Source organism: Vibrio sp. V10_P2A27P122 (genome assembly GCF_963874335.1).
Lineage (GTDB): Bacteria > Pseudomonadota > Gammaproteobacteria > Enterobacterales > Vibrionaceae > Vibrio > Vibrio anguillarum.
Map to the genome: position 1 here is coordinate 1 of NZ_CAWNHY010000288.1, position 26,402 is coordinate 26,402.

Below are 26,402 nucleotides of genomic sequence, written 5' to 3' on the forward strand. Positions count from 1 at the left end.
TGTAGTGGCATAGTGAATTTGGTCACTTAGTTAGAGGTGATATCATCACCTCATAAGTTAACAGGTGACATTATGACAAAACGTACAAGACGACTATTTAGCTCAGAATTTAAGTTAGAAGCAGCGCAGCTAGTCTTAGACCAAAATTACTCAGTGACTGAAGCAGCCCAAGCCATGAATGTGGGCAAGTCCACGATGGATAAATGGGTTCGCCAGCTTAGAGAAGAACGCCAAGGGAAAACACCGAAAGCTTCACCTATGACCCCTGAGCAAATAGAAATTCGGGAATTGAAAAAGAAGCTAGCGCGCCTTGAAGAGCATAATGAAATACTAAAAAAAGCCACGGCTCTCTTGATGTCGGACTCACTGAACAATTCTTGATAATCAAGAAACTCAAGCAGAGCCACAGTGTAAAAATATTATGCGAAGTCTTCAATGTTCATCGAAGTAGTTATAACTATTGGCTTAAACGCCCAGCGTTAATTAATGCGGAAACAATAAAGCTGCGCAGCTTGATTAGCGAGGCTTACGCCGCAAGCAATGGCTCTGCGGGAGCGAGAACCATTGCAGATATAGTCACAAATCAGGGTGTAAAGCTGAGCCGATACCGAGCAACAAAGCTAATGAGAACTCTTGGTTTAGTGAGCTGCCAAGAACCAAAGCATCGTTACAGAAAGGCTTCACAAGAACATATTGACGTTCCAAATCACTTAAGTCGTCAATTTGCTGTTGCGGCTCCAAATGAAGTCTGGGCTGGCGATGTTACGTATATTTGGACAGGTAATCGGTGGATGTATTTAGCGGTCGTTATCGATCTTTTTGCCCGCAAAGTGATCGGTTGGTCAATGTCTTTGTCGCCTGATAGTCGGTTGACAGGTAAAGCGCTGTCTATGGCCTATGAATCTCGCGGAAAGCCAAAAGGTGTCATGTTCCATAGCGATCAAGGCAGTCATTATACTAGCCGTAAATACCGTCAATTACTGTGGCGCTTTCAAATAAAACAGAGTTTATCTCGCCGAGGAAACTGTTGGGATAATGCGCCGATAGAGCGCTTCTTTAGAAGTCTGAAGACGGAATGGGTGCCAACTGTGGGCTATCGTAGCTTCGCTGAGGCTCAACAAGAGATCACCCGCTACATTATCGGATATTACTGCCAACTCAGGCCACATCAGTATAACGGTGGTCTAACTCCCAATGAATCAGAACGATTATATTGGGAAAACTCTAAAACCGTGGCCAATTTTAGTTGACCACTACAAATATTTCATTTACGCCCAAAGAATCATATTCAAACATCTGGCACATCTAAATGGTACAAATATACTTGATATTCAGGTGGTTGCTGCACTTCAGGATCTTCTGCCACCTCTAGTTCTCTCAAAACATAGGGAACCAAGGCATGTCGTGTTGTCACTCTCCGTCCTATAGCTCCATTAAAAAGCTCATCTCGAATAAGTTTTTCTTGAGTCGTTGATAATGACGGGTGCGCTCGAATTTCCAAAGATACAATCTTCTCCCAACTAGTATCTGATGGAGCTTTAGATTTCTTAACTCCCCCTTCAACTAACCATACCCGTGCGAGGTTAAAATCTCGATACTCTGTCGTATGTTCATCGAATGCACGGACATGCCATCGTCTTCCTGCAAAAACAAAAGCATGTGGATGAATTATCCGTTCAATACCATCTGGATGGTTCATTGAGCGGTATAGAATTTTTACAGCTTCTTTCTTCTTCATTGCGGAATGAATTGTACGAAACAATTCTGGAGAAGTATCCGTAAAGTCATTCTGTGTGTACTCAACATTGACGCTACTGGGAGTTGTTCGAGTCAACTGAAAATATCGATCAATAGTAAGATGTGCGCATTCTGGAACAAATCTCTCAGTCGGTAAATATTGACCACGCCCAAAGCCTTCCTTCTTCATCACGTTATCGGGAAAAGTCTCTCTGTACGATGTAAGAATGCGCGAGGCCTGTACATTGGTGATATTAAATTTCTCCCGTAACTGCTGATTGGTTATCAAACCTTCATAAGCGAGTACCATTTCAATGTATTCAAATTGTTGTTGAGTACGTGCATCAAATCTCATAAATCATTCTAGACAACCAGTTAACATTGATGTTAACTTAACATTAATGTTAACTGATCGTCTACGAAAATATGGTGATGAATGGATAAGGATACCAACAACCTCTTTGATAGAGTCCCAGAACATATTTTTCGGCCACTTGGTGGACACGAACATGCTAGGCGAAATTGGTCGTTACTAGAGCATTTATATGAGGACTTTTTTGCTCCTGAAGCTTCACCCCCAGAAAGTGAAGGCTGGACACAAAAAAGTATAATCACCTCCATCGAACGCTTTCTAATTCGTTGGGATGACTTACATGAAACAACCTTGGAAGAAGTGAAAACACCACTTAATGTCCGAGCACATGATGCACTTACCAGCTTTCTTGACAGTGGTTGGCTCAGCATAGAGCGAGTGGGGTTTACACAATTTGTTCAAATGCGTCCAACTGTCCAAAACTTATTTGAACTTTTAAAAACATTCGCAGAACAGGGACCAGAATTTATAGGTGGGCGAGTTCAATCTATCCACAACAATTTGCTACAGACACATTCTAATCCAGAGAAAAACGCGGCGGTATTCCAAGTTGCCGCAAAGGAATGTTCAGCTCTTCTACGAATGCTAAACACAACTTGTATGAGAGTACGAGAAGCAAGTAACCATCTACGAGAACAAGAATCAGCCCATTTGTTTCTGGAAAAATTTTTTGGGGACTATATTTCTAGCTTGTATATTGGAGACTACTCAGATCTATTTTCTCGTAACCATCCCTTGGCTTCTCGCTGGGACATCATCGATCTCGCTTGTCAAATTACAGAGCATCCACAAAGTAGGCTCCAGTTACGTCAATGGTATAGAAAAAATTTACGATGCCGCTCAGATGAAGAGGCTGACATGCTAATAGATCATGATGCCGAACGAGTTTTAGCTCTGCGTGAAGTTGATCGATTGTTGTCAAGATTAAAAGAAGCCGTAACCCGAGCTAATGAACAAGCCTTAGGATATTTAGAATACAAAGTACGCTCTCAAGGAAATTTCAGTTTAAAAATAGATCAAGCTATTCAGTCGATAATTAGAACAGCCCAATCCCATAAAAATGAACATTCTATACAACTTCCTACAGGATGGTCACAAGGGCTGCTCTTTAGTGAAGATGCACTCAAAATGCCGATGAAGAAAAAGAGGAAACTAAAAGGAGCAATAATAAAAGAATATCAACTTTCATCAGAGGAAAAAGCAAGACGATTGATCCGCCAAATAATGAAAGGGAACCGTGAAGTATCTGAGAAAAGAATAATTCAATATGTTGAACGTCATATAGCTCCAGGGAGTGTACTAGAAAGCCGTGATATGAGCGTCAATTCAATTAACGACCTATGTATTCTTGCAGCGTTCACTCGGTTTGGGCTGATCGCGGAGCGTGATAAAAAAAATATGAAGGCAGGCATTCGGCGTCCTAAGTTGTATCAAGAACTTAATAAGCACCTAGACATTAGGCTAACTGGAGAGTTTTTTGAAAACGAATATCTTATAGCACCAGCAGTAAGAATTCATCGACTTATTGAAGGAGGAACGCACAATGCCAACTAGTTGGAAACGTATTGCAGAACAAAGTAAATTTGCTAATGAACGAGACTTTCAGAGAGCAGCTCAACGATTAATTTTCGAGCAAATAATATATCAAGCAAATCCACGGCAGCGAGCGGACTACGACCTCATAGCTAGTTATGAAAATGAATTTTCTGAGGCACTAGACCTTTTGGGCTGCCGACTTGATCTGAATACTCAAGAAAGATATATAGCCGCAATTCCTATAATGTCTGAAATCAGTAAAGTCCCTCTGATGCACACATTATTGGCATTAGTACTACGCAAGCTCTATGACCACCATATGCACCGCGGCATGCTTAACGCAAGTATTGCAGGTGTTAGTTTGGCAGAGCTTGAAGCGGCATTTAAAGAATCTACAGGGCGGGATTTACCAATGAAACCACAATCAGAATTACAGGGAATGTTGGACTCTATGAAAAGATGGGGCATTGCTCGTCTTATTAAAAGTGAAAATTTAGGTGACGCTGATTGGTTTGTAGAAATCCTCCCAGGGATTCAAAGTCTCATTAATGAACAAACCGTCTTACAACTCAAAATTAACGCGGAAATGCTTTATGAACCCTCGGATTACAAAAAATACGGTGAAAACCTGAAAGAGGTAAGCTTATGAAGCAATTGAAACGCATTACCTTAGTCCAATTTTATCTTCATGAAGCAGTCGATATAGAAATTGACGGAGCAACAGCTTTCTTAGGGCCAAATGGCTCGGGAAAATCTTCGACATTAGACGCTATTCAGATAGCCATGTTAGGCGGTAATCAGCAATATACTCGCTTCAACTCGCAATCAGTGTCGACCAAGCAAAAGCGCAGTCTCACGAGCTATTGCCTTGGAATGCTCCGCAACCCTGATAAAGACAGTGACATTATTGGCAGAGCGAGAGATGAAGCACGAACCTACATTATACTAGTGTTTCAAGATGAAAAAGGCAACGAAACCATATCTGCGGGGATATGTATAGAAGCGGATGCAAGTACAAATGAACATGAAATAAAAGGCCTTTTCGTTCTTCCTGGTCAAGATCTGAAAGCTAATGATTGTATTGTTTACGATGGCAATGAACGGCGACCTATATCATTTGCTGAATTTCGAGAGCTCGCACGTGAACAAGCAAAAAAAATAGGAAGGACACCAATTTTCACCGAAAAATCAAACGAGTACGTTCAAGAGCTTCTTTATGCTCTTAATGGTGAACGAATGCCAAACACCCGACGTTTTATGTCTTCCTTTGTGAAATCAATGACATTAAAAAACGTAGATTCTATAGATCAATTTGTGCGCGACTATGTTGTAGAGCCTAACCCTGTTGATATTACGACCTTTCGCAAGCAAGTTGAACAATTTGTTGCGCTTCGAGACCTCGTTTTAAGAACGAGAGCCAGAATATCAAAACTCGAAGCTATACTGTCTAACTTTAAGAGAGCACATCAAGCAGAGAAAAGGATAGCAACACTTCAAGCAATTGAGGCCATTTTCAATGTTGAATGGATAGCAGAACGAATTGATAAATTAGATACAGAAATAGAATCGCTAGAGTACAATAAAGAGTCAGCCGAAAGAATCGCTATTTCTACTAAGAGTGAATGCGAAGATAAACAAAACGAAATAACACGACTTACTGTGAACTTAGAAACAGACAAAAACGAACAATTAAGAATAAGGTTAAACGAACAAATAGAATCTCAAAAGCAAATTATTAATGCCTATCAACAGCCAGAAATATCTCGAGCTAATCGAGTAATAGTTGCATTAAAGGCTGTAATAAATGACGGCAATTTTGCATGCTTAAAGAGTGAGATATCTAATACTATCAAAAACCTCGAACAAGCGAGGGAACATGAAAACCCCAGAGTCAGTACCATACGTACACTTGGTTCTATAAAAAACGAACTATTTCAGATCCATGATTTTTCAAAATCAAAATTATTAGATCTTCAAAATAAGTATAGTGAAATAAACAATGAATACAACGCCACTAAGCGTAGGATTTCTGCTGCAACTCAAACTGGTCGAATGTTGAATGATGGAGCGACTTTACTTTTAGAAATCGTCAATCGAAGTGGTATGAAAGCACAACCTCTTTCAGCACTAATTGACATCATCAATCCTATTTGGGCACCAGCCTTAGAGTCCTATTTGGGTAATGATTGTGATGCCTTAGTTATAACAGAGGGAGATACTAGAAAGGCTGTAAAACTTTTACGAGAAGCTAAGCGCCAAGGTGTAAAAATAAATGGTGCAGCCATCATTCAGCCTAACCACCTTCGTGATGTTAATCTTCATGCCAAAAGAAATGAATTTGCTGTTAGTGTTATTGAAGCAAATAATGAAACAGCTCTGCGTTTTATTACTCAAAAGCTGGGTAACCTACGCCTAGTTGATACAGAATTAGAGCTAGAAACATATTCGAAGGCGATAACTCCAGATGGTATGTTAAGTCAGGGAGGACTAACCAAGTCAATTCGACTTGTGCCGACTAGTGAGCTACGAATAGGGAAAGTGATACAGGATACCTCGTATCTATCACGCTATATGGCTGATTTAAAGAGAGACTTAACGAACTTAGATATACAGATTAATCGTATCGAACAGCTAGATAGTGCTTTTAAAACTAATACGAATGACGATGATCAAGATGTAAAAGCAAAACTACTGGTTGCTAATGAATTGATTCAAAATGCTACTCAACAGCTATCACAGTTAGATCTATCCAATCTCGAAGAATATCGAAAGCAACTAGATAACACAATCAAAGAATATAAAGACTTAGAGGAGAGATATCGAAAAAATGACCGACTTGCAGCCGAATTAAAGGAAAAGATAAGTACCTCACTTATGTCAAAGAGTAGACTCAAAGAGCAGCTAATCTCGATATCGGCAGAAGAAAAAGTCAAACTCTCAGATCCTCTTGTTGACTATGAATTACTGGATAACATGAAAGAGGAAATTGAAAGAAATGAGTCTCTATATGAGTCTCGCCTTAAAGAGGTGGAAAATAAAATCGGACATCATCGTCCTCGTTTAGATCGAGCTTTAGAAACAGCAACAGATGAACTTAGTGGCTACATACGAGAAGAAAGACTTGATGTCAAAGTAACAGACATGAACTGGCACGATCGCTGTGATTGGACTGAAAGGGAGAAAGAAAAACTCTCAAGTACGGAACTACACCGATATGAGAAAGAAGCCGAACTCGCTCGTCAAGCTTCAGAAGAAACTTTGCGAACTGATATAGCGATGTCACTTCATGATCGAATTAAAGAAATGGAGTTAGAGCGCCAAGAACGAAACAAGATATTGGAAAGTTGTCCATCTTTTACTGGTGGAGAGAAATACAAATTTACAACAGCTGTTGTGCCTAAATACTCAGCACTGATCAACCACATTAAAACGTTAGCACGTGATAACAATAATTTATCACTTTTTGCAGAAAACCCTGATGATATAAATGAAACACTTAGTGATCTAGTTGAGGCTGCTATCAATTCAGGCAATGCCAGTGGAGTTTTAGATTATAGGCAATTCTATACATTTGACCTTGATATTCTAGTCAATGGCAAAAGAGTTGACCGAATGAGCAATAGACAAGGTGCTGGATCAAATGGAGAACATATTGCTCCTATGTACGTCGCAGCGGGTGCAGCCTTAGCTAAAGCTTATCGACTAGGCACTCCTAGAAAAAACAAAAGAGGTATAGGACTTATCTGCTTAGATGAAGCTTTTCATGGTATGGATACCATTAATGCAATAGCTACCGCTCGCTTTCTAAGAAGCATAGGTTTACAACTGATAATGGCAGGTCCAGAACTTGAGCGCACTAAACTTGCGCCAATCACTCAAACTATTTATGACCTAGATAGAGAAGGACTAGATTTACAGATGGTGAGAACAAAATTCAAAGATGCCGCCAATAGATTAATGGTAAGTGATATACCTGAGGAAAACCCTAGCATTATGGACTTGGCATATAAACAGCTCGGGCTTGAGCCTCCTGCAGAAAACCATCCGGAAACAATGGAAGAACAATAATGAAATGCACAGGCTCAGAATCATGCGATATAAGCGTACGTCGCCTAATAAACAGAGCAGCTAGAAATATTTTTGCAGACGGAACTTTAAAGGTAACAGAGAATAAGTATACCGTTAGCTTACCAGCTACAAGTTCAAGTTTACCCGAATACTACAATCTTGAACGGTTTGCTGACCGAGATGAGTATCATGGTCGCCTTCAGATTTATATTACCCTTGGTGCGATAGAGGCAGTTTGGGATCTAGGTGCAGGTGAAAACGGACAACTAAAGAGAATATCTCTACTCAATCCCATAGCCGCGTCTAATCTACTTTGTGAGAGACTACCTTGGGAGATAACTTTGCAGGCAATTGATGATTTAAATTCCACAGGAAAAAGCAGCCTGCCACGTGTTGACCACATCATTAATGGCTGGAAACATGGAAAATCTCCCTCTGGTATTTCACCTGACAACTCTAGGCAACTGATCGATAGTCTAAAGGTCATAGATGCATCTCAGAATGCTTCAAAAGCTGGTAAAGATATATTGCTGAGAAGGCTAAGTGTGCAATTGTTTAATGATAGCAAGCGTATCGAATCTCTTTCGCACATATTATCTTTTCTACTTGAGATTGAAAAGGAAGATGTTTTTTCTAATCTAGGCTTGGTAAAACACCCTCAACCAATGCTTATAAGTAGTTCCTCAAGCTGCCAAGTTTTAGTCAGCGGTATATTATATCCTCTAGCTTTTCCATACAGTGGCTTCCGACCCGATACTATTGAAGGAGTAATAAAAGCAGGTTGTAAAATCAAACAGATACTCACTATTGAAAATTTAGCGAGCTTCAATGAAGCCTCAGAAGATAAAGAAAAGCCCGAAAATTTATTAGTAATATACTTAGCTGGCAATCCTACTCCCTCTTTTTTAGAGGCGTACAAACGAATATTAGAGACTTTGCACCCAGAGAAAATTTCACATTGGGGTGATATAGATGTTGGTGGATACAGAATTGCAGCGAGGTTAGATGATTATATTAAACCTTTAGGATATAGGCTAAGTCTTTGGAAAATGAATCCTCAAGAAGTTGCATTAGAACAACAAGAAACAGTTCCAACAAGAAAACAAAAAGACGCGATACTTATTTGCAAAAAGCACGAATGGTTAAACGAATCTGAAGGACTAATAAACAACCCTGTATTTAAAGAGCAAGAATTCATTGAATGGGAAGCACCTGAGATTAAAGGAAATATTTAAGAAGTCAATAAATATGCATTTAAAACGCAGTTATTGCTGAGTTATTAATAAATAATTAACCACATTAAGAACAACTTGCTATCAATTTTCAGTATAACTATTTACTGTTAAGTCTTACTATTTATTGTAATTGATATTTGTGGATTGGGTGAATGTACTTGTAAACAGGCTTGATGCATATCTGAAAACTGCGTTACAGGTTTACTTTGACAATGAATTGCAGTGCAAGGTTTTTAACCGGAATGGAAGACTAGGACTACTAACAATGCCTTTCTTAATCAGCCTGTCCTTATTCTGTCTTCGACACATGTTTGGCATTAGGAAATCTAACGAAAATTATCGGTGTGAGACTGATGTAATTTCCTTTCGCCAACAAGAAATGAGGCAAAAACAGTTTTAGCTTAGCTGCCCCCGACTGACTTGATATAGCCCAAAAGCGATCAATCTTTATTGTAAATGATCAGATTTTATTCGAACTGAAGAGACTTGATTGTCCTTCGGCAGGTGTGACGGGCAAAAATTTTGTCGCCGTGAGCAATAAATTGCCCACGCGAGCAATTTATTGCTTGAGTGTTTGCTGGGTTTTTCTAACCACTTGATATATAGCTCTTTTTGATTTGGCATTTCTTTTGCGTAGCGAAGCATCAAACTGTGCGATGTGGTTCACATCGCTTTGATTCACTCAATAAGGATTAAGTCATGCCAACTCCATGTTATATCTCTATCGAAGGCGAAACACAGGGCCTCATCACTGCTGGCGCTCTTTCTACTGACTCTATCGGCGATGCGTTCGTTGAAGGTCATGAAGACCAAATGTTGGTTCAAATGTTTGACCATACTGTGACTGTACCGACCGACCCACAATCGGGTCAGCCTTCAGGTCAACGTGTGCACAAACCATTCAAATTCACCGTCGCGCTCAACAAAGCGGTTCCTCTGCTTTATAACGCCCTCTCTTCGGGTGAGAAGATGAAATCGGTTGAGCTAAAATGGTACCGTACCTCTATCGAAGGTAAGCAAGAGAACTTCTTCACGACCAAACTCGAAAGCGCGTCTATCGTGGACATTCATTGCGAAATGCCACACTGCCAAGACTCAAAAAATGCTGATTTTACGCAAAACGTTACGGTTTCTATGTCTTACCGTAAAATCCTGTGGGATCACGTGAACGCGGGTACTTCAGGCTCGGATGACTGGCGCAAACCAGTAGAAGCGTAAGCTTTGATTTGGGTGGCTGGCTGATGTTGCGTAAGCAAAGCCAATCGAGTCAGCCACCTTTTTTAGCCTTAAGCAAAGTGCATTCAATGAGTGTGACTTGCTTAAGGCTTTGCTGTTTCTAGTGTAAAGAGGATGGAAGATGGCCACGCTGAATTTTACGTTAAAGGTTGATGGACTCGCAGAGGATGTGTTTGTAGTGCGAGACTATCAAGGTCAGGAGTCGTTATCGGACACGCGACAGGTCAATGGTGAGCCTTGTTATGGGTTTCGTTATCACATTGAGCTGGCGAGTCGTCAATCCACGCTCAGTGCGATGGACGTGGTGGATAAAAACGCCCAGCTTACGGTTATCCGTAATGGTCAGGTGGTTCAGTACGTGCATGGCATTGTTCGCCATTTTGGTATCGGAGATACCGGTCACAGCCACACCCACTATTCGCTGACTTTAGTCCCTGCATTAGAGCGGTTATCACTGCGCCATAACAGCCGTATTTTCCAGCTTAAAACGGTGCCTGAAATCCTTTCCGTTTTACTCGAAGAGATGGGCATCAGTGATTACGCCTTTTCACTCAAACGCGAGTGTGCTCAGCGTGAATTTTGTGTTCAGTACCGTGAAACCGACCTTGATTTCTTGCATCGCTTAGCCGCCGAAGAGGGGTTGGTGTATCACTTTGTTCATCAGGCTGGTAAGCACACGTTGTTTTTCAGTGATGACAGCCAAAGCTTAAGCAAACTCGATAGCCCGGTGCCTTGGAATGCTCTGTCTGGAGGGGTAGCCGACACACCTTATGTGTCCAAGTGGGCTCAACATACTCAATCGCATGTGGCGCAGAGCCAATTAGCCGATTACAGCTTTAAAAAACCCGCTTACAGTTTCAGTCAAAACGCTAGTGGTACGGAGATGAATTACCAACAGCCGAACTATGAGCATTTTGATTTCCCCGGCCGCTTTAAAGACGATGTGAGCGGTAAGGCGTTCAATCAAATTCGTTTAGAGTATTTACGCCGTGAAGCGCACACCGCGCAAGGCGCCAGTAATGAGCCTCGTTTACGCGCAGGGACAAAGTTTGACCTCATCGACCACTTGGACCCGCGCTTTAACCGTGATTGGGTCGTTGTGAGCATTGTCCATACAGGGAGCCAGCCTCAAGCCCTCGAAGAATCGGGGGGCAGTGGCGCGACGACCTACTCCAACCATTTCACCGTGATACCCGCTCATGTGACGTGGCGAGCCACGCCGCACCCCAAACCACAAGTGGATGGCCCGTGCATGGCGAAAGTGGTTGGCCCAGACGGTGAGGAAATCTTTTGTGATGAGCATGGCCGGGTCAAGCTGCATTTTCCATGGGACAGAGAGTCTGAGGGGAATGAGCTAAGCTCATGCTGGGTGCGCGTGTCTCAAGGATGGGCGGGAGGACAATATGGCATGATGGCCATTCCTCGTATTGGTCATGAAGTGATTGTGTCTTTTCTTCATGGCGACCCAGACCAACCGATTGTCACTGGGCGCACGTACCACGCGACCAATACGTCGCCTTACGTCTTGCCCGACCATAAAACCAAAACCGTGTTGCGCACGCAAACCCACCAAGGCGAAGGGTTTAATGAACTGAGCTTTGAAGACCAAGCAGGGCAAGAATTGGTATATGTGCACGCGCAAAAAGATATGCAAGTGAAGGTCGAGAACTCTCATCATGCCCGCATCAACTATGACCAGAGTGTGAGTATTGGTCATGATGAAATGCATGTCGTCGCTAATGACCGCAAGCTCACGGTGGATGGCTCACAAAACCAGGTTACAAAAGGTAACTATCTCTCTGATACTAAAGGGGATAAACACGAATCGATTGGCGGTGATTTGGCACGCAAAATTGCGGGTGCCATCGGGGTCAGTGCCGACGGCGACATTACGATAAAAAGTGGCAGCAAAATTACCCTACAAGTTGGCGGAAGTTTTGTTGTGATTGATGCCAGTGGCGTCGCGATAGATGGTGGTACCATCTTGATTAAATCGGGAGGCTCACCCGGCTCACTAGCCCTTCCTTCAAGCGCGGAGGTTTTAGAAGCGGCCGCCTCAGCTGGGAGCGCTTTTGTCGCTAACTGCCCGGAGATGAGCTGATGCGTCATTTAGTCAATTATGCCGTAGTGGATCGAGCCGTGGCTCCTGAGTTTATTGCCGAAGTAAAAAAGTCGAATAACGAGCATTGGTGTTTATTTCCAGAGCCAATCGAAGAAGACTTTGCCCTAGTGGCTCCTTTTCTGGTGCTCATGACCCCAGAGCTTACCGCGCAGCTCACCACGAAAAATGCCCCTTGGGGATTTTTCCTTCAATCAGATCATGACCACAAGACGCTTCGCGCTCATCTTCGTCGTCTGATGAATATTGAGATCCTACAGACCAAAGAGCGGCTATTTTTTCGTTACTACGATCCACGAGTGCTATGGGCTGTCCTCGATGGATTTGAGCCACTCTGGCTAAACCACTTCCTCGGCCCGATACAGAGCGTTCATACTACATTCCCACAACAACGTGCGTCAGACTTCGAGCCATTGCTGACACCCTATCGCCGATTTGGGTATGAAACATTCACACCGTTTCCCATCGAGCACACTCACTACCAAGCTATCCTTGCTCAGTGTGAGCAAAACTTGGTCGATGAAGTTGCCAGCATTGTTGGCGATACGAACAAAGTTTTTAGCGAAGCGCTGGTCAACCAATTGATTGAATGGGAGATCTCCCTTCCAACTCACATCAAAAGGGTTGCACAGTGGTGTTCAGATGAGAAAATTACTAGCCTGCTTAACTTTCCCAAGCCGTGGCAAACACTTTTGTCGAACACTCAATATCCAGCGGATTACCGAATCATGCGTCTTCAGTCTGAAGTAAGGACAACTCATGTCATGTAAACACCCGGCAGGTGTTGCCTGCCGCTGTAATCGAAAAGGCGATTGTTTAGTTCGCTACCAAATCACTAGCGATGCGGGCCTTTTTGAGTTTAAAAATGGCGATGTTGGCACTCGTACCGTCAAACTCGTGGATAAAGGGGAAGGCACTTCCGTTAATATTGCGATTGAAGGGAGCTGTGTCAATCATCTCTCTTCCTGCCCTACGGGGTACTTAAGCGATAACATCGCGTATTCTGAAGCGCTGTCGGCTTCACAATGTAAAAATCACACCTTGTATTATCGCGCGATACCCAGTGAAAGAATGGGGTTACTTGGGGCGATACAAAATTTACTGTCTGAAAACAAAGCCACCGCATTGAGCCATACCCGTTATAAAGTGTGTATCACGCAATGCGCCGGAAAACCGCAAACCGAGCAGACACTGTGGCTTTCTCCACCTATTAGTTATCTTTTGGGGCCAATCCCCAATGACACCTTTATTGATGTGTATCCGCAGCTCACGCTGAAACCGAAGTTGACGTTGGCAGGAAAACACATCAAGAAAAGCATCTCAGATGAAGACCGACACAAAGCGTATCAGTACAAAGAGAGTACGGGGCAACTTGATGGTCTCAGTATTCCAACAAAGGAAATTGAAAAAGGCTTTTCTCTGTCAGGGAGTTTGTCCATCAATGAAGGGAGCCAAATCACTCAGTATGGGGTGGGTTATACCCATACGGACTCTAATATCCCGGGTAAGCCCAGTACACGTGATTTAGACACGGAATTTGAGGGCATCAAAAAGAAAATGAAGCTCGTGAAAGCGGCGACCCAGATGGTGGAGCAGATACAATCGGGTCTTTATACGGAAAAGGCAAGCAAAGGTGAGGTGAAGTTGTATCATTTCGATTTTCAGCCGCCCTCCTTAAGCCTTGAAGGGGAGCAGACCGTTAAAGTGGCCAATAATGGGTTGGATGTCGACGGAAAGGTGACACTGGGTTTGGATCCCCTGATTGGCTTTGAGTTGAAGCTTGATATGCTGATGGCCGCGGCCATGTATTTTAAATTGGGCAACGTTGTGCAAACGGTGCGGGAGAAAGCCGCAGAGTTGGAGCAACGAGTCAAAGAAGGGAAAGCCGGAGCCTATGCCGGAGCCGAGTTTGATATCACGCTAAAAGCGGCGTTGAGCGCGAAAGGCAGCATTCAGTATACACCACAGAAAGCGCCGACTTACGATTTTGAAGCCGAAGTGGAAATGCCGATCAAGGGTGATTTGAATGCTCGCAGCGGCCTTCGTGTTTGGATGATGGAAGGTGCGTTTAATGTAAATGTAGGAAGCAATGTCAATGCCAAGGGGATGCTGGCGTTAACGACAGAGACGAAAGACCCAAACGCTCGGGTTGAGTTGGTGTTTTATCATGGTGGGATCTGGGCGGAAGTTTTGCTCGAAACCTCGACGGATATAAATACAAATTATGCTGATTCATCAAATGGCGATGTCGGATGGGATGGCCTACAAACAAAAAATAAGGTGAAATCAGACGCTATTCCCCAAAAACACCGATGGGATTGGGTTGATGCTATGGATAAACAACATTCACCGTATCGTGTTACGGTAATTGGTTAAATCGAGGAAAAAATGAAAGTATACCTTTTGGCCGCATGTATAGCCTTACTTACTGCCTGTTCGGGAGACAATGAATTAATGAGTATTAGAGAGCAAGTGTCTACAGTCGATATTAGCATTGAGAATGAGGGGCAAAAGCCCGAGGTGATATACACCACTAATATCCGAGCGCAAACCGTATACTGCCTTGGTCTATTTAATGAAATGAAAATGCTGGACAACTTAAAGACCCGTACTGGTACTTTTTCATCAGGTTTTAACCCCACCGCTTATTTACAGCCTGGAGAAAATACACTGGAATTAGTTGTTGCTCCTATCGGTGTTTATGACGATGATTATACTTATCATGGCGATAACCAGTGTGAAATGACGCTATACGGTGCTTTCCCTAATGGAGAGAAGGAGGAAATGTCCTCTTTGCATATCACCATCGAAGAGGGAAAACCAACCTCTAAGGCGTCGAAAACCTATCCGGCTAATCACCGAACACCTTTGGGTGATGTGGACGGGATCGTTAAAGGTTACACCAATCAATTCTCTCGCCCTGTTAACATTAAAACCATTCCTCGCTGGCGTTGGGTTGATGCGACGCCTATTCGAGAAGATAACCCAGAGCAGATGAAGCAGTTGTACCGCGCTTACAGTAACTTGATTGAGTTGATGGAAAAGCGCGATTTTGAAGGGTTAAAAATGGCTTGGTCTTTAGCCATGCGTGAAAAAGCAAAAGCCGATGGGTATTTCGCCAAACCGGAAGATTTCTATGATGCTGTTGGGTTTGAAGATACCTTTGATAAATGGTCAGATGCGGCTGTTAGGCCCCGCGAAGACTGGAGCGAATATAAGCTTGAATCGCATATGGATGGACGTCTTGTACGATTAAAGGATAAACGCAGTCTTTCTCCATTGAGAATTCGTTCAGTTAAAGAAGATCAAGGTTTTTCTGTCCTCCCTTATTTTTCGATGATCGATGGACGAGTCGTCGTATCACGTTAGGAGATAATGATGCCCGGTGCCGCAAGATTAGGTGATATAGGCTCAGAGCATGATTGCTTCCCGCCAACGCCGATTATTTCTGCCAGTAGTGGCGTGTTTATTAATGGTCAACCCGCGGTGCGTCAAGGCGATGCACTGCAAGATCATGGCTGCCCATGCTCTGAAAAACCCCACGGTAGCCACCCACGCAGTATTTCTGGTGGTTCAAGTGGGGTTCTGATTGATGGCAAACCCGCCGCCCGTTTAGGCGATGCTATTGATTGTGGAGGCACTATTGCCTCTGCATCATCGGATGTGATGATTGGGTAAGGAAATAACGGTCAGCCAAAGCTGACCGTTTTACTAAGTGTTACGTGAATTGATTGACGTTATTGTAGAACGTCGCAACGAAACCAGTTGATCCTTTAGCTCTTGATTAAATCGCTCGAGCTCTTCGGTACGTGATAGCGCTTTTCTCAATAAATCATTAAGGTGGTGATGCTCCGCAGCCATTTGGTGGACTTGCAGCGTGAGTTGTTCCATCGCCGAACGATATTTTTCTTTGATCCGTTTTTCATTTTTTAATGTCTCATGAAGGCGTTGATTATCGCTTTTATTCGTACTTTTCTCTTTGCTGGTTTGCTTACGTTTAATTTGCTTCACTTTTTCAACAAATTCAGGGTAGTAATACCCACTGCCATTGCCTAAATTTGCCTCTTCCTCAATAGCTCGAATACTCAGTTTTCTCGTCACCAGTACCCGTTTCGGTTTGCCTTGAATCAAACGATGAAGAGCGGCATCCAGTGCCAGCAATGTCTGTTCCTTTTTACTCATACAGCGACGACCTCAATGGCATGTTGGTAAGCGGTGTATTCAATACTAAAATCGTTCATCACGAGCTCGGCGGCGCGAATTTGTGTTATGCAGTGTGCATAGACGGATGGGGACACGGCTAAATGATGATGAAGATAGTGTGTTAAATCTAGATGGCGAGATTGCCACCATAGCGCATTGTCTCGATCAATAATGCTACTTCCACTGGAGCAGTCAACGCAAAATGCCGGATTGACAGCCCCATCCATATCGCAATGGTAGCCATTTTTACAATAGCTATGAAACGTACCATGTAGCGTTAGTCTTTTTTCTTTAACCGCCTTGTAAATCACCTCCCAACTGCTGTAAATGTGAGGCAATCCTTCTTTACGCATGGCAACAATCGCTTTGCCATGAGCCCCTGATAAGTCGGTATCTTGTTGGGTCCATTCAAAAAACTTATTCGCACTGGCTTCAATCTGGGTCGAATCAAGTAACTGTTGTAACTCTTCGTCAATCTCGATATTTTGAATGCGGCTGGCCACGCCGCCCGCGCAATACCAATCGGTCATTTGCAGATATAAGTGTTTAAATTGTTGTTTTAGGGCGATGGTATTCCCCAAACGGTGTTTGATTGTGAAAAAGGCGAGGGTTCGCCTAAATTGATGCGTGTTGAGATGCCAAGGTTTACCTTGATGAATGTATTTATGGATACTTTCTGTGCTGTTTGGATTACAGGTCACACATTCTTGGTAGTCTTCTTGGGTTACTGTAATATTGAAATGACGGACAAATCTTTGCAAACGTACGTTCCAATCACTGATAAGAACCGGTTTTTTTGATCGTGCTCCTCGGTTGAACCAAAGAATATCCAGTGGGCGAGTGCTCTGTTGGTTGTACTCCAGCCTCCATGCCTCGGTTAGGACGGTGACTAGTTGAATCGCTTTTTCAACGATGGGAGCGGTGACCCATGTGGCTTTCTTTTGCCCTAATTTGAAGGTGCGAGATTGCAACATGTGGAAAGTGGTGCCATCAAACTCAGTATTGAAATAGCTGTTAGGGGTCAGCTCGGTTAATTCAGAGACTCGCATTCCAGAGAAAGCCCCACAACAAATAAAACAAGCGGTGATCAGTTGACCGTAATATCGTCGCCAATCATTTCCATTGATGTCACGGGGCATATAAGCAGGTAAACCTTGCAGTAATTCCCCAATCTCGTTAGGTGTCGCTTTATGTATCTCTTGTGCGTATTGATGGCGATTCATGATCTCGCCTTGTGTATTGGTTAGAAAGTTCCATCGCCCTTCATTCACGTTATTTTGGACGATAGTTCGACCCGCAATATAGTTGTCATGTAGCTGTTGCTCAATCTGCGCTAATGAGTGACGGCTGTCCCAAGCTTGCTCAACTAACTCAATGGCTTTGCCAAAAATTTCATCCGCGATACGTTGTGGAATGGCTAAAGTTTGGGACTTCTGTAATTTATTTTTTGCACATAAATCTTGAGCCAATTTGTTTGATGACACTTTATCTAAACCAAAGTGGATCCCTAACCATTTTTCCAGTTTTAAGGCGCTATTGATGCCAGTGAAAATTTGTTCAAGCGTACTTAACGATAAGGCTTGGTTGCTGAGGTGGCTTTCAAATTTCTGCCATATGGTTCGATTGCTCAACGCAGCAAGTGAGTGAAAACCATGCTCCAGCAGGAAATTGTAGACCGCTTTCATTTTGGTGACACGGGTACAGATAGTTGACAGTTTTGCCCCAGTACTTTGCGAGCCACTTTTGTGAAATATCCAACCATAAGTCAGCAATTTCATTTCTAATAAGAGGCTTGGAGAGACGCTAAATTTATCGAAATTTAGGCAGGTGGCTTGGGAGCGGCTTTGTGCAAAGTAAGGACTTAGATCCCATTTGTTATCACCAAATATTGTGACTACCAAATTGTTTTTATCTGAGCAGACGACCACCGCGTTTAAGTTATCGAGATCTCCCTGTTTCACTAATTCAATCACGTTAATGCGGCTCATACTTAAAGAGACGGTATCAATAAAATCGACTTGAAACTCAGCGCCTAACGGTTGGTTTGAATGGTTCATGCGGTTTTTCCTTGTAACAAAATGACGGAGGTGATGTCTTTCCATAATGTGTGCCGACCTTCAATCATTAGCTTATCTTGTGCTTGCAATAAAATGGGTCGCTTAATGTTGGGTAAAATACGTTTTTCGATAAAGTGGATGACTTCACCAAAGTTTTTGTGGAAATGATGAGAGTCGAGATGAAAGTAACGTGACTCTTCGAGCGCTTCTTTGAAGGACAGCAGGCACCAAATATCTTCGGTTGATTGCACGATGACTTGATGCTCACAACCAAAACACTTCAGTAGTTCAGCGCAAGCCAAGCGCTCGCCATCTGATAGGTGATGTCGTTGTGCTCTGCGACTAAAGGCTTCAGATTGCACGTGAAAGGGTTGTTTGCAGTGGCTCCCATGAGCCGATACAGAGGTCGGTAAGGTTTGAGTGAGCCATTCCTCGTAAGTGAGGACCTGAATATTAAACGTCTCCATCACCTGAGATTTCGCCACGGAGAGGCTAACCTTATGCTTGGCTTGATGGGCTCGTATGGCAATGGTTTCTTGCATCATGGCATTGTTGTCGTGATGATTCCCGGTGGAATAATGCCTACGTATGGTTGAGGGGGTGTTATCGAGTAATTCAGAGGCCGCAATATCGCCTAGCCGCAGTTGGGTCATTAAGCTGCCCGTTTCTCTAAAGCGGGAAATGACTGGGCGCAGCTCTCGCCCTCGATTGTCGACTAATGCAAACCACTTTCTAAGAATGGACACATTAAAATCTCTGAAATGATAAGGAGTGATCGTCTTATGGTGTCCGTTAATCACCGTCTGAAGTAATAAGGCTTCGGGTTGAGGATCGACAGCTTGAGAGACTTTCAATAACGTATCAAAGAAATCAAGGCAGTATTTGGGTATGTTCAGTTTATGCTCCCCAATCTCGACGGTGAGCGTTTTAAAAGCCCGTCGTTTAAAGGCTGGCATGCTATACCAAACGTCACCTAAAGGTTGACTGGCGACAGAGGGGCGCTTTAGTTGTAGGAGTGTTGAAGTATTACAGAAAGTGTAATACGCCAATAAGTAAGTCGCCGCGACCATGAGCCGAGTTATCCCCGTGCGTATTGGAAACGATTGGCCTTTCCATTGAAAGTTCATCGTCGGTGAGTGTTTCTTGGACTTCAGATGAAGCTCCGGATTGTCAAGAAACTGGACTGATAATTGCTTGAAAATTGCTCGCAGTAGTGGAAGTAATTGTTTCAAATCTGATTGGCTATAAGCTTCAAAGGATTCGGTATCATCACAATTGACCACTGGCAGTTCATCAAACCAAGTCATTGGATGATCGAGGAACCGGCATAACGTGGTGACTTGTGTCCGTATTTGCTTATAAGTACTCTTTTTTATCTGCCCTTTTAAAAGCTGCATGTAAATACTCATGCAGTAGTTTTGTACCGATTCGCCATTGAAGGTTGAGCAATAATGCTTGTCACACCATTGAATGTATTCTTTTAATTGATAAAACAGCCCGTCGCGAGTTGAGACCGCTCGATGGTCTATTTTCATGCTATTCATGATGGCAAAAGCGAGGGCGTTTCGATCCGCAAGTATTTCAGTGCCTTGCTTTATCTTCTTGGTTACGGGGAAATGGCGGTAACGGACGCGATTGAAATCCCACCGATAAAGACGGCCATGCTGATCTGGCACCTCTATCATCAGCTCTGGCTGCCAATCGTGAAGTTGTATGAGATTATTATTCATTATGAGCCTCACTATCCGCCGTTAAAGCGTCATGCATAAGAGTATCTAGCATCGAAAACTTATCTCGCAGGGCTTCTTTCCGTTTTAGATAACGGATGTATTTCCAAGTGGTTGATTCATGGTTATGCCCCATCCAGCCCATAAGACAATCGAGGGCTTCACTGCTATTCAGTCCCGAGGTCAGTAGGTCCCCCAATCGGTATGTCCCATAAGTACTGCGTAAATCATGGAATTTATGATTGAACCCCGGCTCTGACTTTTGCAGCACTTTTCTAAATTCACACCACCTAACTCCAAGGACTTTGGCTGTGAGGGGATTACCTTGCTCGCTGATAAAGAGAGGCGGATGTTGAGTGGTGTGTGTTAGGGGGATGGTCAGACGATCTGTGACCGATAATTTGTTGTCCATTTTTATCTGCCGCTTTAAGCGCCTTTCACTGATGCTGTAATCTTGTAGCATCTTAAGTAGTGAGGATGAGATCTCGATTTTGCGTTCTTTATCAAATTTGGTTTTTACACCATTTGATGGGCCAATCGGTAAATAATAGCGTTGGCGAGAGTCTGTGATCGGAAAGGCTTGATCTATAGCGGTGAGTGTTAATGAACACACTTCATTAACGCGTAGCCCAGTTTGAATGGCAAGTCTGCATTGCAGTTGAAACTCTACCGACTGATATCGGAGGTGATTTGAGACCAACTGAAGTGATTCTCGGCTTAATGGCAGGAGAGTTCGTACTTGTGAGGAGTGAGCGTGTTTGGGGACTCGTATCCGTAAATCGCTGGTTTGCACAATCAGCTTTGGCTTAAGGTGAGCCAATTTATCCTGTCGATTGATCGTGGTGTATTCGATTCGAAAAGGGGCTTTTTTTTCTTGCACAACGAGATAGGTTTCATAGATGGCCCAGAGATAAAATTGAACCACATGATTCATGTAACAGTTTGCCGTTGAATAGGCCATGTTGCCATCTTGAACTTTAAGCAGTAAATAATGACGAAATTGGTAGGTGGGTTTTAGCCTATCGATAGGTGGGATATTGTCCCAAGTTAGTTGAGACTCTTCTAAGAATGACCAATAGCATAAGATCGCTCTTGCTGAAGAGTTCAAACACTTGAGTCTTTTTACGGTTTTTAGATCAAAAAACCATGAGTTGGCAACAGCAATGAATTTGCCGTGGTGATCGTACAATGTGGGTAATGGTCCAATGTTATATCCATGTGGATGTAAAGTGATTGGGCCATTCCTACTATGAGAAATTTGTGTATCAGTAAATACGTTTGAAGATTGGATGATTGTTGCCATTTGTACTCCATAGCGGTAATTAATAAAAACAGGCTGCATTGAGAGCGAATCGTCAAATGTGCAGCCTGAAGTAGATTAATTTCCAGAGTTACAAATGTGTAGCAGTAGAGTTTCTACACTAACGTGTAAGAGTAACAAACTCTTCACTACCCGTTGGGTGTATTGCCACAACTGAATCAAAATCGGCTTTGGTTGCGCCCATTTTCATGGCTACGCCAAAGCCTTGAATCATTTCATCAACCGCAAAACCGATGCCGTGTAGGCCAACAACGGTTTCTTCAGGGCCAGCGCATACTAGTTTCATTTTGCATGGTTGACGGTGAGAGGTGACGGCGGTGTACATGGCCGTGAAGCTAGAGGTATACACTTTGACATTCTCTTCGCCATATTGCGCTTGGGCTTCTTGCGTGGTGAGGCCAATTGTGCCGATTGGCGGATGGCTAAAGACCACGGTCGGGACCAGTTTGTAATCCATCTTCGCATCGGTTTTGCCATTAAACAGGCGCTCTGAAAGTTGACGGCCTGCTTTGACGGCAACAGGTGTGAGTTCAATACCGCCTTCCATGATATCGCCGACACAGTAAATGCCCGCGACGTTGGTTTGCTGGTACTCATCAACCTTAATATAGCCTTGTGCATTGGTTGCCACACCCGTTGCTGCTAGGTTTATCGCATCGGTTGCTGGGTGGCGGCCGATTGCCCAAATGAGCGTATCAACGTTTTGGCTTTGGCCATTTTCAAGGTGTAGAGTCAGGCTGCCATCGGCTTCTTTGATCACTTCTTTTGGCACTGAATGAGTATGTAATGTTGGGCCTTCCGCCGCCATGACTTCAGTGAGTGTTTCGATGATCATGGGATCAAAGCTGCGCAGTGGTGATTCTTTGCGCACGTAAAGGTGCGTTTCAGTGCCGAGTGCGTTGAGTACGCCCGCGATTTCAACCGCAATATAACCTGCGCCCACAACCGCGACGCGTTTAGGCTGTTCGGTCAAGTCAAAGAAACCATTGGAATCAATGCCGTATTGTGCCCCTGGGATCGCCGGAATCGTTGGGCGTCCGCCAACGGCAATCAGAATATGGTCTGCTGTGTAGTGTTCACCGTTTACTTCTACGGTTTTTGCATCAACGAAGCGTGCAAAACCGCGGATCACTTCCACTTTATTATTGCCCAATACGCGGTCGTATGATTGATGAATACGGCCAATATACGCTTGGCGGCTCTCAATCAGTTTTGACCAATCCAATCCTTTGACATCGACATCGAAGCCGTAATCTTTGGCATAAAGGTGCATTGCTTCAGCAATTTGCGCGCCATGCCACATCACTTTTTTCGGAACACAACCGACGTTGACACAAGTGCCGCCAAGGTCTTTGGCTTCAATCAGTGCGACTTTCGCACCATACATTGCCGCGCGGTTCGCTGAAGCGATACCACCAGAGCCACCACCGATACAGATATAATCAAAATGCGTTGTCATTACTTTCTCCATTATTCTTTTTTCATCCTATTTGACCTTGGTTTTGTACGGTGTTGGCAACCATAGCAAGGCGAAAAAGGTTCTCTACTTCTTTGATAGATTGGGTCAGTTTATTCTGGTACAACCCATTCGACTTTAAAATGACCGGTTACCGGGGCAATCGCTTGCTGAAGAAACGGTAAAATTTCCTGCATTTGCCCTTCCAGTGTCCACGGTGGGTTAATCACTATCATGCCTGAAGCGGTCATGCCACGTTCATGGGTGTCTGGCGACACGCCCAATTCAATTTGTAAGATTTTGCGAATACCGAGGCTTGCCAGCCCTTCAAGCAAGTCATCAATGGTGTCGCGATTCACTACGGGATACCAAATGGCGTAGATACCCGTCGCCCAGCGCTTATAACTTTGGGCAATGGCTCTTACGACATCGCTGTACTCTTTGGCCAATTCGTAAGGGGGATCGATCAACACTAAGCCGCGACGCTCTTTCGGTGGCAGGCTACCGATTAAGCGTTGGAAACCATCTTCTTTGTAAATCGATACCTGACGATCTCGGTGGAACTCTTGCTCGAGCAAAGGGTAATCGCTCGGATGCAATTCAGTGAGCACCATACGATCCTGCGCGCGTAGATGAGCACGCGCTACGCGCGGTGAGCCGGGGTAGTAGCGTAACTCTTCGCTTTCATTGAGTGCTTTTACTGCCTCAAGGTAGCTTTGAATGGCGGGTGGCGTTACATTTTGTTGCCAAATACGAGCAATCCCTTGTTTATATTCACCGGTTTTTTCTGACCATTCATGGGTCAAGTCATAACGGCCCACGCCAGAGTGGGTGTCATGATAAACAAAAGGCTTCTCTTTTTGCTGTAATGCATTGAGGATAAGGCTTTGTACAATATGCTTTAATACATCCGCGTGGTTGCCCGCGTGAAAACTGTGGCGATAACTTAGCAAAATAGGCTCTCAAAACACCCCAAATGGAGTGTGTTTCATCAATCAAACGTATTGGCTGATTATACGCCACTATTGAAAATTGCTGAACCTACCTATATTTACTATTTCAGATAAACAAAATCGACGGTTACCGTGAAACAATCAGTGACTGTTGCAGAGAAATGCATCAACGTGCAGGCGCGTCTTAACTTAAAAGGAATGTTTTATGTCTAATCCACTTCTCACTTTCACGGATTTACCGCCGTTTTCCGCCATTAAGCCAGAGCATGTGAAGCCTGCGGTTGAGAAAGCGATAGAAGATTGCCGCACCGAAATTGAAAAACGCCTTGCTGGCAATAGCACCCCAACGTGGGAAAACTTGATTGCACCCATTGAAGAGGTGGATGATCGCTTAAGCCGCATTTGGTCGCCAGTGAGCCACCTTAATTCCGTGCTCAATAGCGATGAAATGCGTGATGCGTACGAAAGCTGTTTGCCGCTGCTGTCTGAATACGGCACTTGGGTTGGGCAACATAAAGGCCTGTTTGAAGCCTATAAGAGCATGAAAGCCAGCGATACTTTTTCCTCGCTCTCTCAAGCGCAGCAAAAAACCATCAATGATGCACTGCGTGATTTTGAGCTATCGGGTATCGGCTTGCCATTGGCAGAGCAAAAACGGTACGGCGAGATCAGTAAACGTCAATCTGAGTTGGGTTCTAAGTTCTCTAATAACGTACTGGATGCCACGATGGGCTGGACCAAGCACATTACCGACGCCAATCAATTAGCGGGCATGCCAGAATCGGCGTTGGCAGCTGCACAAGCGGCGGCGCAAGCCAAAGAGCTCGATGGTTATTTATTAACGCTCGACATTCCTTCTTATCTGCCAGTGATGACTTATTGTGATAACCAAGCTCTGCGCAAAGAGCTTTATGAAGCGTATGTTACGCGTGCCTCGGATCGCGGGCCAAATGCGGGCAAGTGGGATAACAGCGAAATCATCGCTGAGAAGCTCAAACTGCGTCATGAAATAGCCCGTATGCTCGGTTTTAATACCTACAGTGAAAAATCACTGGCGACCAAAATGGCGCAAACGCCCGATCAAGTGTTAGGGTTTTTAAATGATTTAGCCACCAAAGTGAAACCGCAAGGTGAGCGTGAAGTAGAAGAGTTGCGTCAATTTGCGCAGCAAGAGTTTGGCGTGACCACGCTAGAGTTGTGGGATATCGCTTACTACAGCGAAAAACAGAAACAGCACTTGTTTGATATTTCAGATGAAGAGCTGCGCCCTTATTTCCCAGAGTCGAAAGTGGTGAGCGGCCTATTTGAAGTGCTCAACCGCGTATTTGGCATGAGCGTCAAAGAGCGCTCTGGGGTTGATACTTGGCATCCATCGGTGCGTTTTTTCGATATTTTTGATGCGAAAGGATCACTGCGTGGCAGCTTCTATCTCGACCTGTATGCACGCGAACATAAGCGTGGCGGCGCGTGGATGGATGATTGCCGTGGCCGCCGTATCACTCAAAATGGCGAGCTACAAACACCAGTGGCTTATTTGACCTGTAACTTTAATCGCCCAATCGGTGATAAACCTGCGTTATTTACTCATGATGAAGTGGTCACTTTGTTCCATGAGTTTGGACACGGGATCCATCACATGTTGACTCAAGTTGAAGTGGGTGCGGTATCTGGCATCAATGGTGTACCGTGGGATGCGGTTGAACTGCCAAGTCAGTTCCTTGAAAATTGGTGCTGGGAAGAAGAGGCGTTAGCGTTTATTTCAGGTCATTACGAAACGGGTGAACCGCTACCGAAAGAAATGCTCGATAAAATGCTCGCGGCGAAAAACTTCCAGTCAGCGATGTTTATTTTGCGCCAACTTGAATTTGGTTTGTTCGATTTCACCTTGCACACCACTTACGATCCCGAAGTAGGCCCGCAAGTGTTGGAAACTCTCGCCCAAGTGAAAAAGAAAGTGGCCGTGTTACCAAGCCTTGAATGGAACCGTTTCTCACACAGCTTTAGCCACATCTTTGCTGGCGGTTACAGCGCAGGTTACTACAGCTACTTATGGGCAGAAGTGCTTTCGGCGGATGCGTTTTCTCGCTTTGAGGAAGAGGGGATTTTTAACCCGCAGACTGGGCAAAGTTTCTTGAACAACATCCTTGAAATGGGTGGTAGTGAAGAGCCGATGGAGTTATTTAAACGCTTTAGAGGCCGCGAGCCGCAAATTGATGCGTTGCTGCGTCATGCGGGGATCGCCGCGTAGTCACGCGCTTAAAATGCGATGAAGCTCGAATTAGCCCACCTTTGCGGTGGGCTTTTCATTTTTGAATACCCAGAAAAATGTGATAGAGACGAGCATCTTGCCGCGATTTGAGGTTATAATCTGGGCAATTATG

The 26,402-nt window shown here is 44.0% G+C and carries 19 protein-coding genes; 12 read left to right on the forward strand and 7 right to left on the reverse strand.

Translation table 11 applies throughout. The annotated features are described in order from the left end of the window. Nucleotides 1-72: 72 nt before the first annotated feature. Nucleotides 73-1,250, forward strand: a protein-coding gene (locus AACQ17_RS15580; RefSeq protein WP_094147808.1) for an IS3-like element ISVch4 family transposase whose coding sequence is annotated in 2 segments (ribosomal slippage) — nt 73-331 and nt 331-1,250 — 1,179 coding nt in all. Because the reading frame shifts where the segments join, the coding sequence is not laid out codon by codon here. 38 nt (nt 1,251-1,288) lie between these two features. Here AACQ17_RS15580 and AACQ17_RS15585 read toward each other — a convergent pair. Beyond that, nucleotides 1,289-2,092, reverse strand: a complete 804-nt coding sequence (locus tag AACQ17_RS15585) for a WYL domain-containing protein (RefSeq protein WP_094147809.1) — start codon at nt 2,090-2,092, stop codon at nt 1,289-1,291. An 81-nt stretch (nt 2,093-2,173) separates the two neighbouring features. Here AACQ17_RS15585 and AACQ17_RS15590 point away from each other — a divergent pair, with 81 nt between their 5' ends. The 10 genes from AACQ17_RS15590 (at nt 2,174) to AACQ17_RS15635 (ending at nt 15,982) form a co-directional block, all read left to right on the forward strand. After that, the gene (locus tag AACQ17_RS15590) at nt 2,174-3,664 is read left to right on the forward strand and encodes a Wadjet anti-phage system protein JetA family protein (protein WP_094147810.1); all 1,491 of its coding nucleotides are present in this window, start codon (nt 2,174-2,176) and stop codon (nt 3,662-3,664) included. After that, complete coding sequence (locus AACQ17_RS15595; RefSeq protein ID WP_094147811.1) at nt 3,654-4,295, forward strand: DUF4194 domain-containing protein; 642 nt, start codon at nt 3,654-3,656, stop codon at nt 4,293-4,295. Before AACQ17_RS15590 ends, AACQ17_RS15595 begins: the two co-directional genes overlap by 11 nt. Continuing rightward, a complete protein-coding gene (locus AACQ17_RS15600; protein WP_094167810.1) occupies nt 4,292-7,714 on the forward strand; it encodes an SbcC/MukB-like Walker B domain-containing protein in 3,423 nt (1,140 codons plus the stop codon). The genes AACQ17_RS15595 and AACQ17_RS15600 overlap by 4 nt, the downstream gene beginning before the upstream one ends. Continuing rightward, a complete protein-coding gene (locus AACQ17_RS15605) occupies nt 7,714-8,949 on the forward strand; it encodes a Wadjet anti-phage system protein JetD domain-containing protein (protein WP_094147499.1) in 1,236 nt (411 codons plus the stop codon). Before AACQ17_RS15600 ends, AACQ17_RS15605 begins: the two co-directional genes overlap by 1 nt. Nucleotides 8,950-9,648: 699 nt before the next feature. Further along, the gene (locus AACQ17_RS15610) at nt 9,649-10,167 is read left to right on the forward strand and encodes an Hcp family type VI secretion system effector (protein ID WP_094147215.1); all 519 of its coding nucleotides are present in this window, start codon (nt 9,649-9,651) and stop codon (nt 10,165-10,167) included. A 139-nt stretch (nt 10,168-10,306) separates the two neighbouring features. Then, nucleotides 10,307-12,286 carry a type VI secretion system Vgr family protein gene (gene tssI / locus AACQ17_RS15615; protein ID WP_094147214.1) on the forward strand — a complete coding sequence of 660 codons (1,980 nt, stop codon included), beginning with the start codon at nt 10,307-10,309 and terminating at the stop codon, nt 12,284-12,286. Further along, the gene (locus AACQ17_RS15620) at nt 12,286-13,074 is read left to right on the forward strand and encodes a DUF4123 domain-containing protein (protein ID WP_094147213.1); all 789 of its coding nucleotides are present in this window, start codon (nt 12,286-12,288) and stop codon (nt 13,072-13,074) included. The genes tssI and AACQ17_RS15620 overlap by 1 nt, the downstream gene beginning before the upstream one ends. After that, complete coding sequence (locus AACQ17_RS15625; RefSeq protein WP_094147212.1) at nt 13,064-14,680, forward strand: hypothetical protein; 1,617 nt, start codon at nt 13,064-13,066, stop codon at nt 14,678-14,680. The genes AACQ17_RS15620 and AACQ17_RS15625 overlap by 11 nt, the downstream gene beginning before the upstream one ends. A 204-nt stretch (nt 14,681-14,884) precedes the next feature. Further along, nucleotides 14,885-15,673, forward strand: a complete 789-nt coding sequence (locus tag AACQ17_RS15630; RefSeq protein ID WP_094147216.1) for a glycosyl hydrolase family 26 — start codon at nt 14,885-14,887, stop codon at nt 15,671-15,673. Nucleotides 15,674-15,682: 9 nt separating this feature from the next. After that, nucleotides 15,683-15,982 (forward strand): type VI secretion system PAAR protein, encoded by a 300-nt coding sequence (locus AACQ17_RS15635; RefSeq protein WP_081245287.1) that lies wholly within the window; start codon nt 15,683-15,685, stop codon nt 15,980-15,982. Between the two features lie 33 nt (nt 15,983-16,015). On the opposite strand, the gene AACQ17_RS15640 is transcribed toward AACQ17_RS15635, so the two are convergent. From AACQ17_RS15640 to AACQ17_RS15665, 6 genes are all read right to left on the reverse strand, one after another. After that, on the reverse strand, nt 16,016-16,486 hold the full coding sequence (locus AACQ17_RS15640; RefSeq protein WP_065771706.1) for a hypothetical protein: 471 nt from the start codon (nt 16,484-16,486) through the stop codon (nt 16,016-16,018). After that, nucleotides 16,483-18,564: a hypothetical protein gene (locus AACQ17_RS15645; RefSeq protein ID WP_094147211.1), complete on the reverse strand. Its 2,082-nt coding sequence runs from the start codon at nt 18,562-18,564 to the stop codon at nt 16,483-16,485. The genes AACQ17_RS15640 and AACQ17_RS15645 overlap by 4 nt, the downstream gene beginning before the upstream one ends. Beyond that, nucleotides 18,561-20,294, reverse strand: a complete 1,734-nt coding sequence (locus AACQ17_RS15650) for a hypothetical protein (RefSeq protein ID WP_094147210.1) — start codon at nt 20,292-20,294, stop codon at nt 18,561-18,563. The genes AACQ17_RS15645 and AACQ17_RS15650 overlap by 4 nt, the downstream gene beginning before the upstream one ends. Beyond that, nucleotides 20,287-21,594, reverse strand: coding sequence for a site-specific integrase (locus tag AACQ17_RS15655; RefSeq protein WP_094147209.1), 1,308 nt, complete (start codon nt 21,592-21,594; stop codon nt 20,287-20,289). The genes AACQ17_RS15650 and AACQ17_RS15655 overlap by 8 nt, the downstream gene beginning before the upstream one ends. Before the next feature lie 118 nt (nt 21,595-21,712). Then, a complete protein-coding gene (gene gorA, locus AACQ17_RS15660; RefSeq protein ID WP_166538068.1) occupies nt 21,713-23,071 on the reverse strand; it encodes a glutathione-disulfide reductase in 1,359 nt (452 codons plus the stop codon). Between the two features lie 110 nt (nt 23,072-23,181). After that, nucleotides 23,182-24,021 carry a 23S rRNA (adenine(2030)-N(6))-methyltransferase RlmJ gene (locus tag AACQ17_RS15665; protein WP_013855685.1) on the reverse strand — a complete coding sequence of 280 codons (840 nt, stop codon included), beginning with the start codon at nt 24,019-24,021 and terminating at the stop codon, nt 23,182-23,184. 205 nt (nt 24,022-24,226) lie between these two features. Here AACQ17_RS15665 and prlC point away from each other — a divergent pair, with 205 nt between their 5' ends. Next, nucleotides 24,227-26,269, forward strand: coding sequence for an oligopeptidase A (gene prlC, locus AACQ17_RS15670; RefSeq protein WP_094147207.1), 2,043 nt, complete (start codon nt 24,227-24,229; stop codon nt 26,267-26,269). Nucleotides 26,270-26,402: the final 133 nt, after the last annotated feature.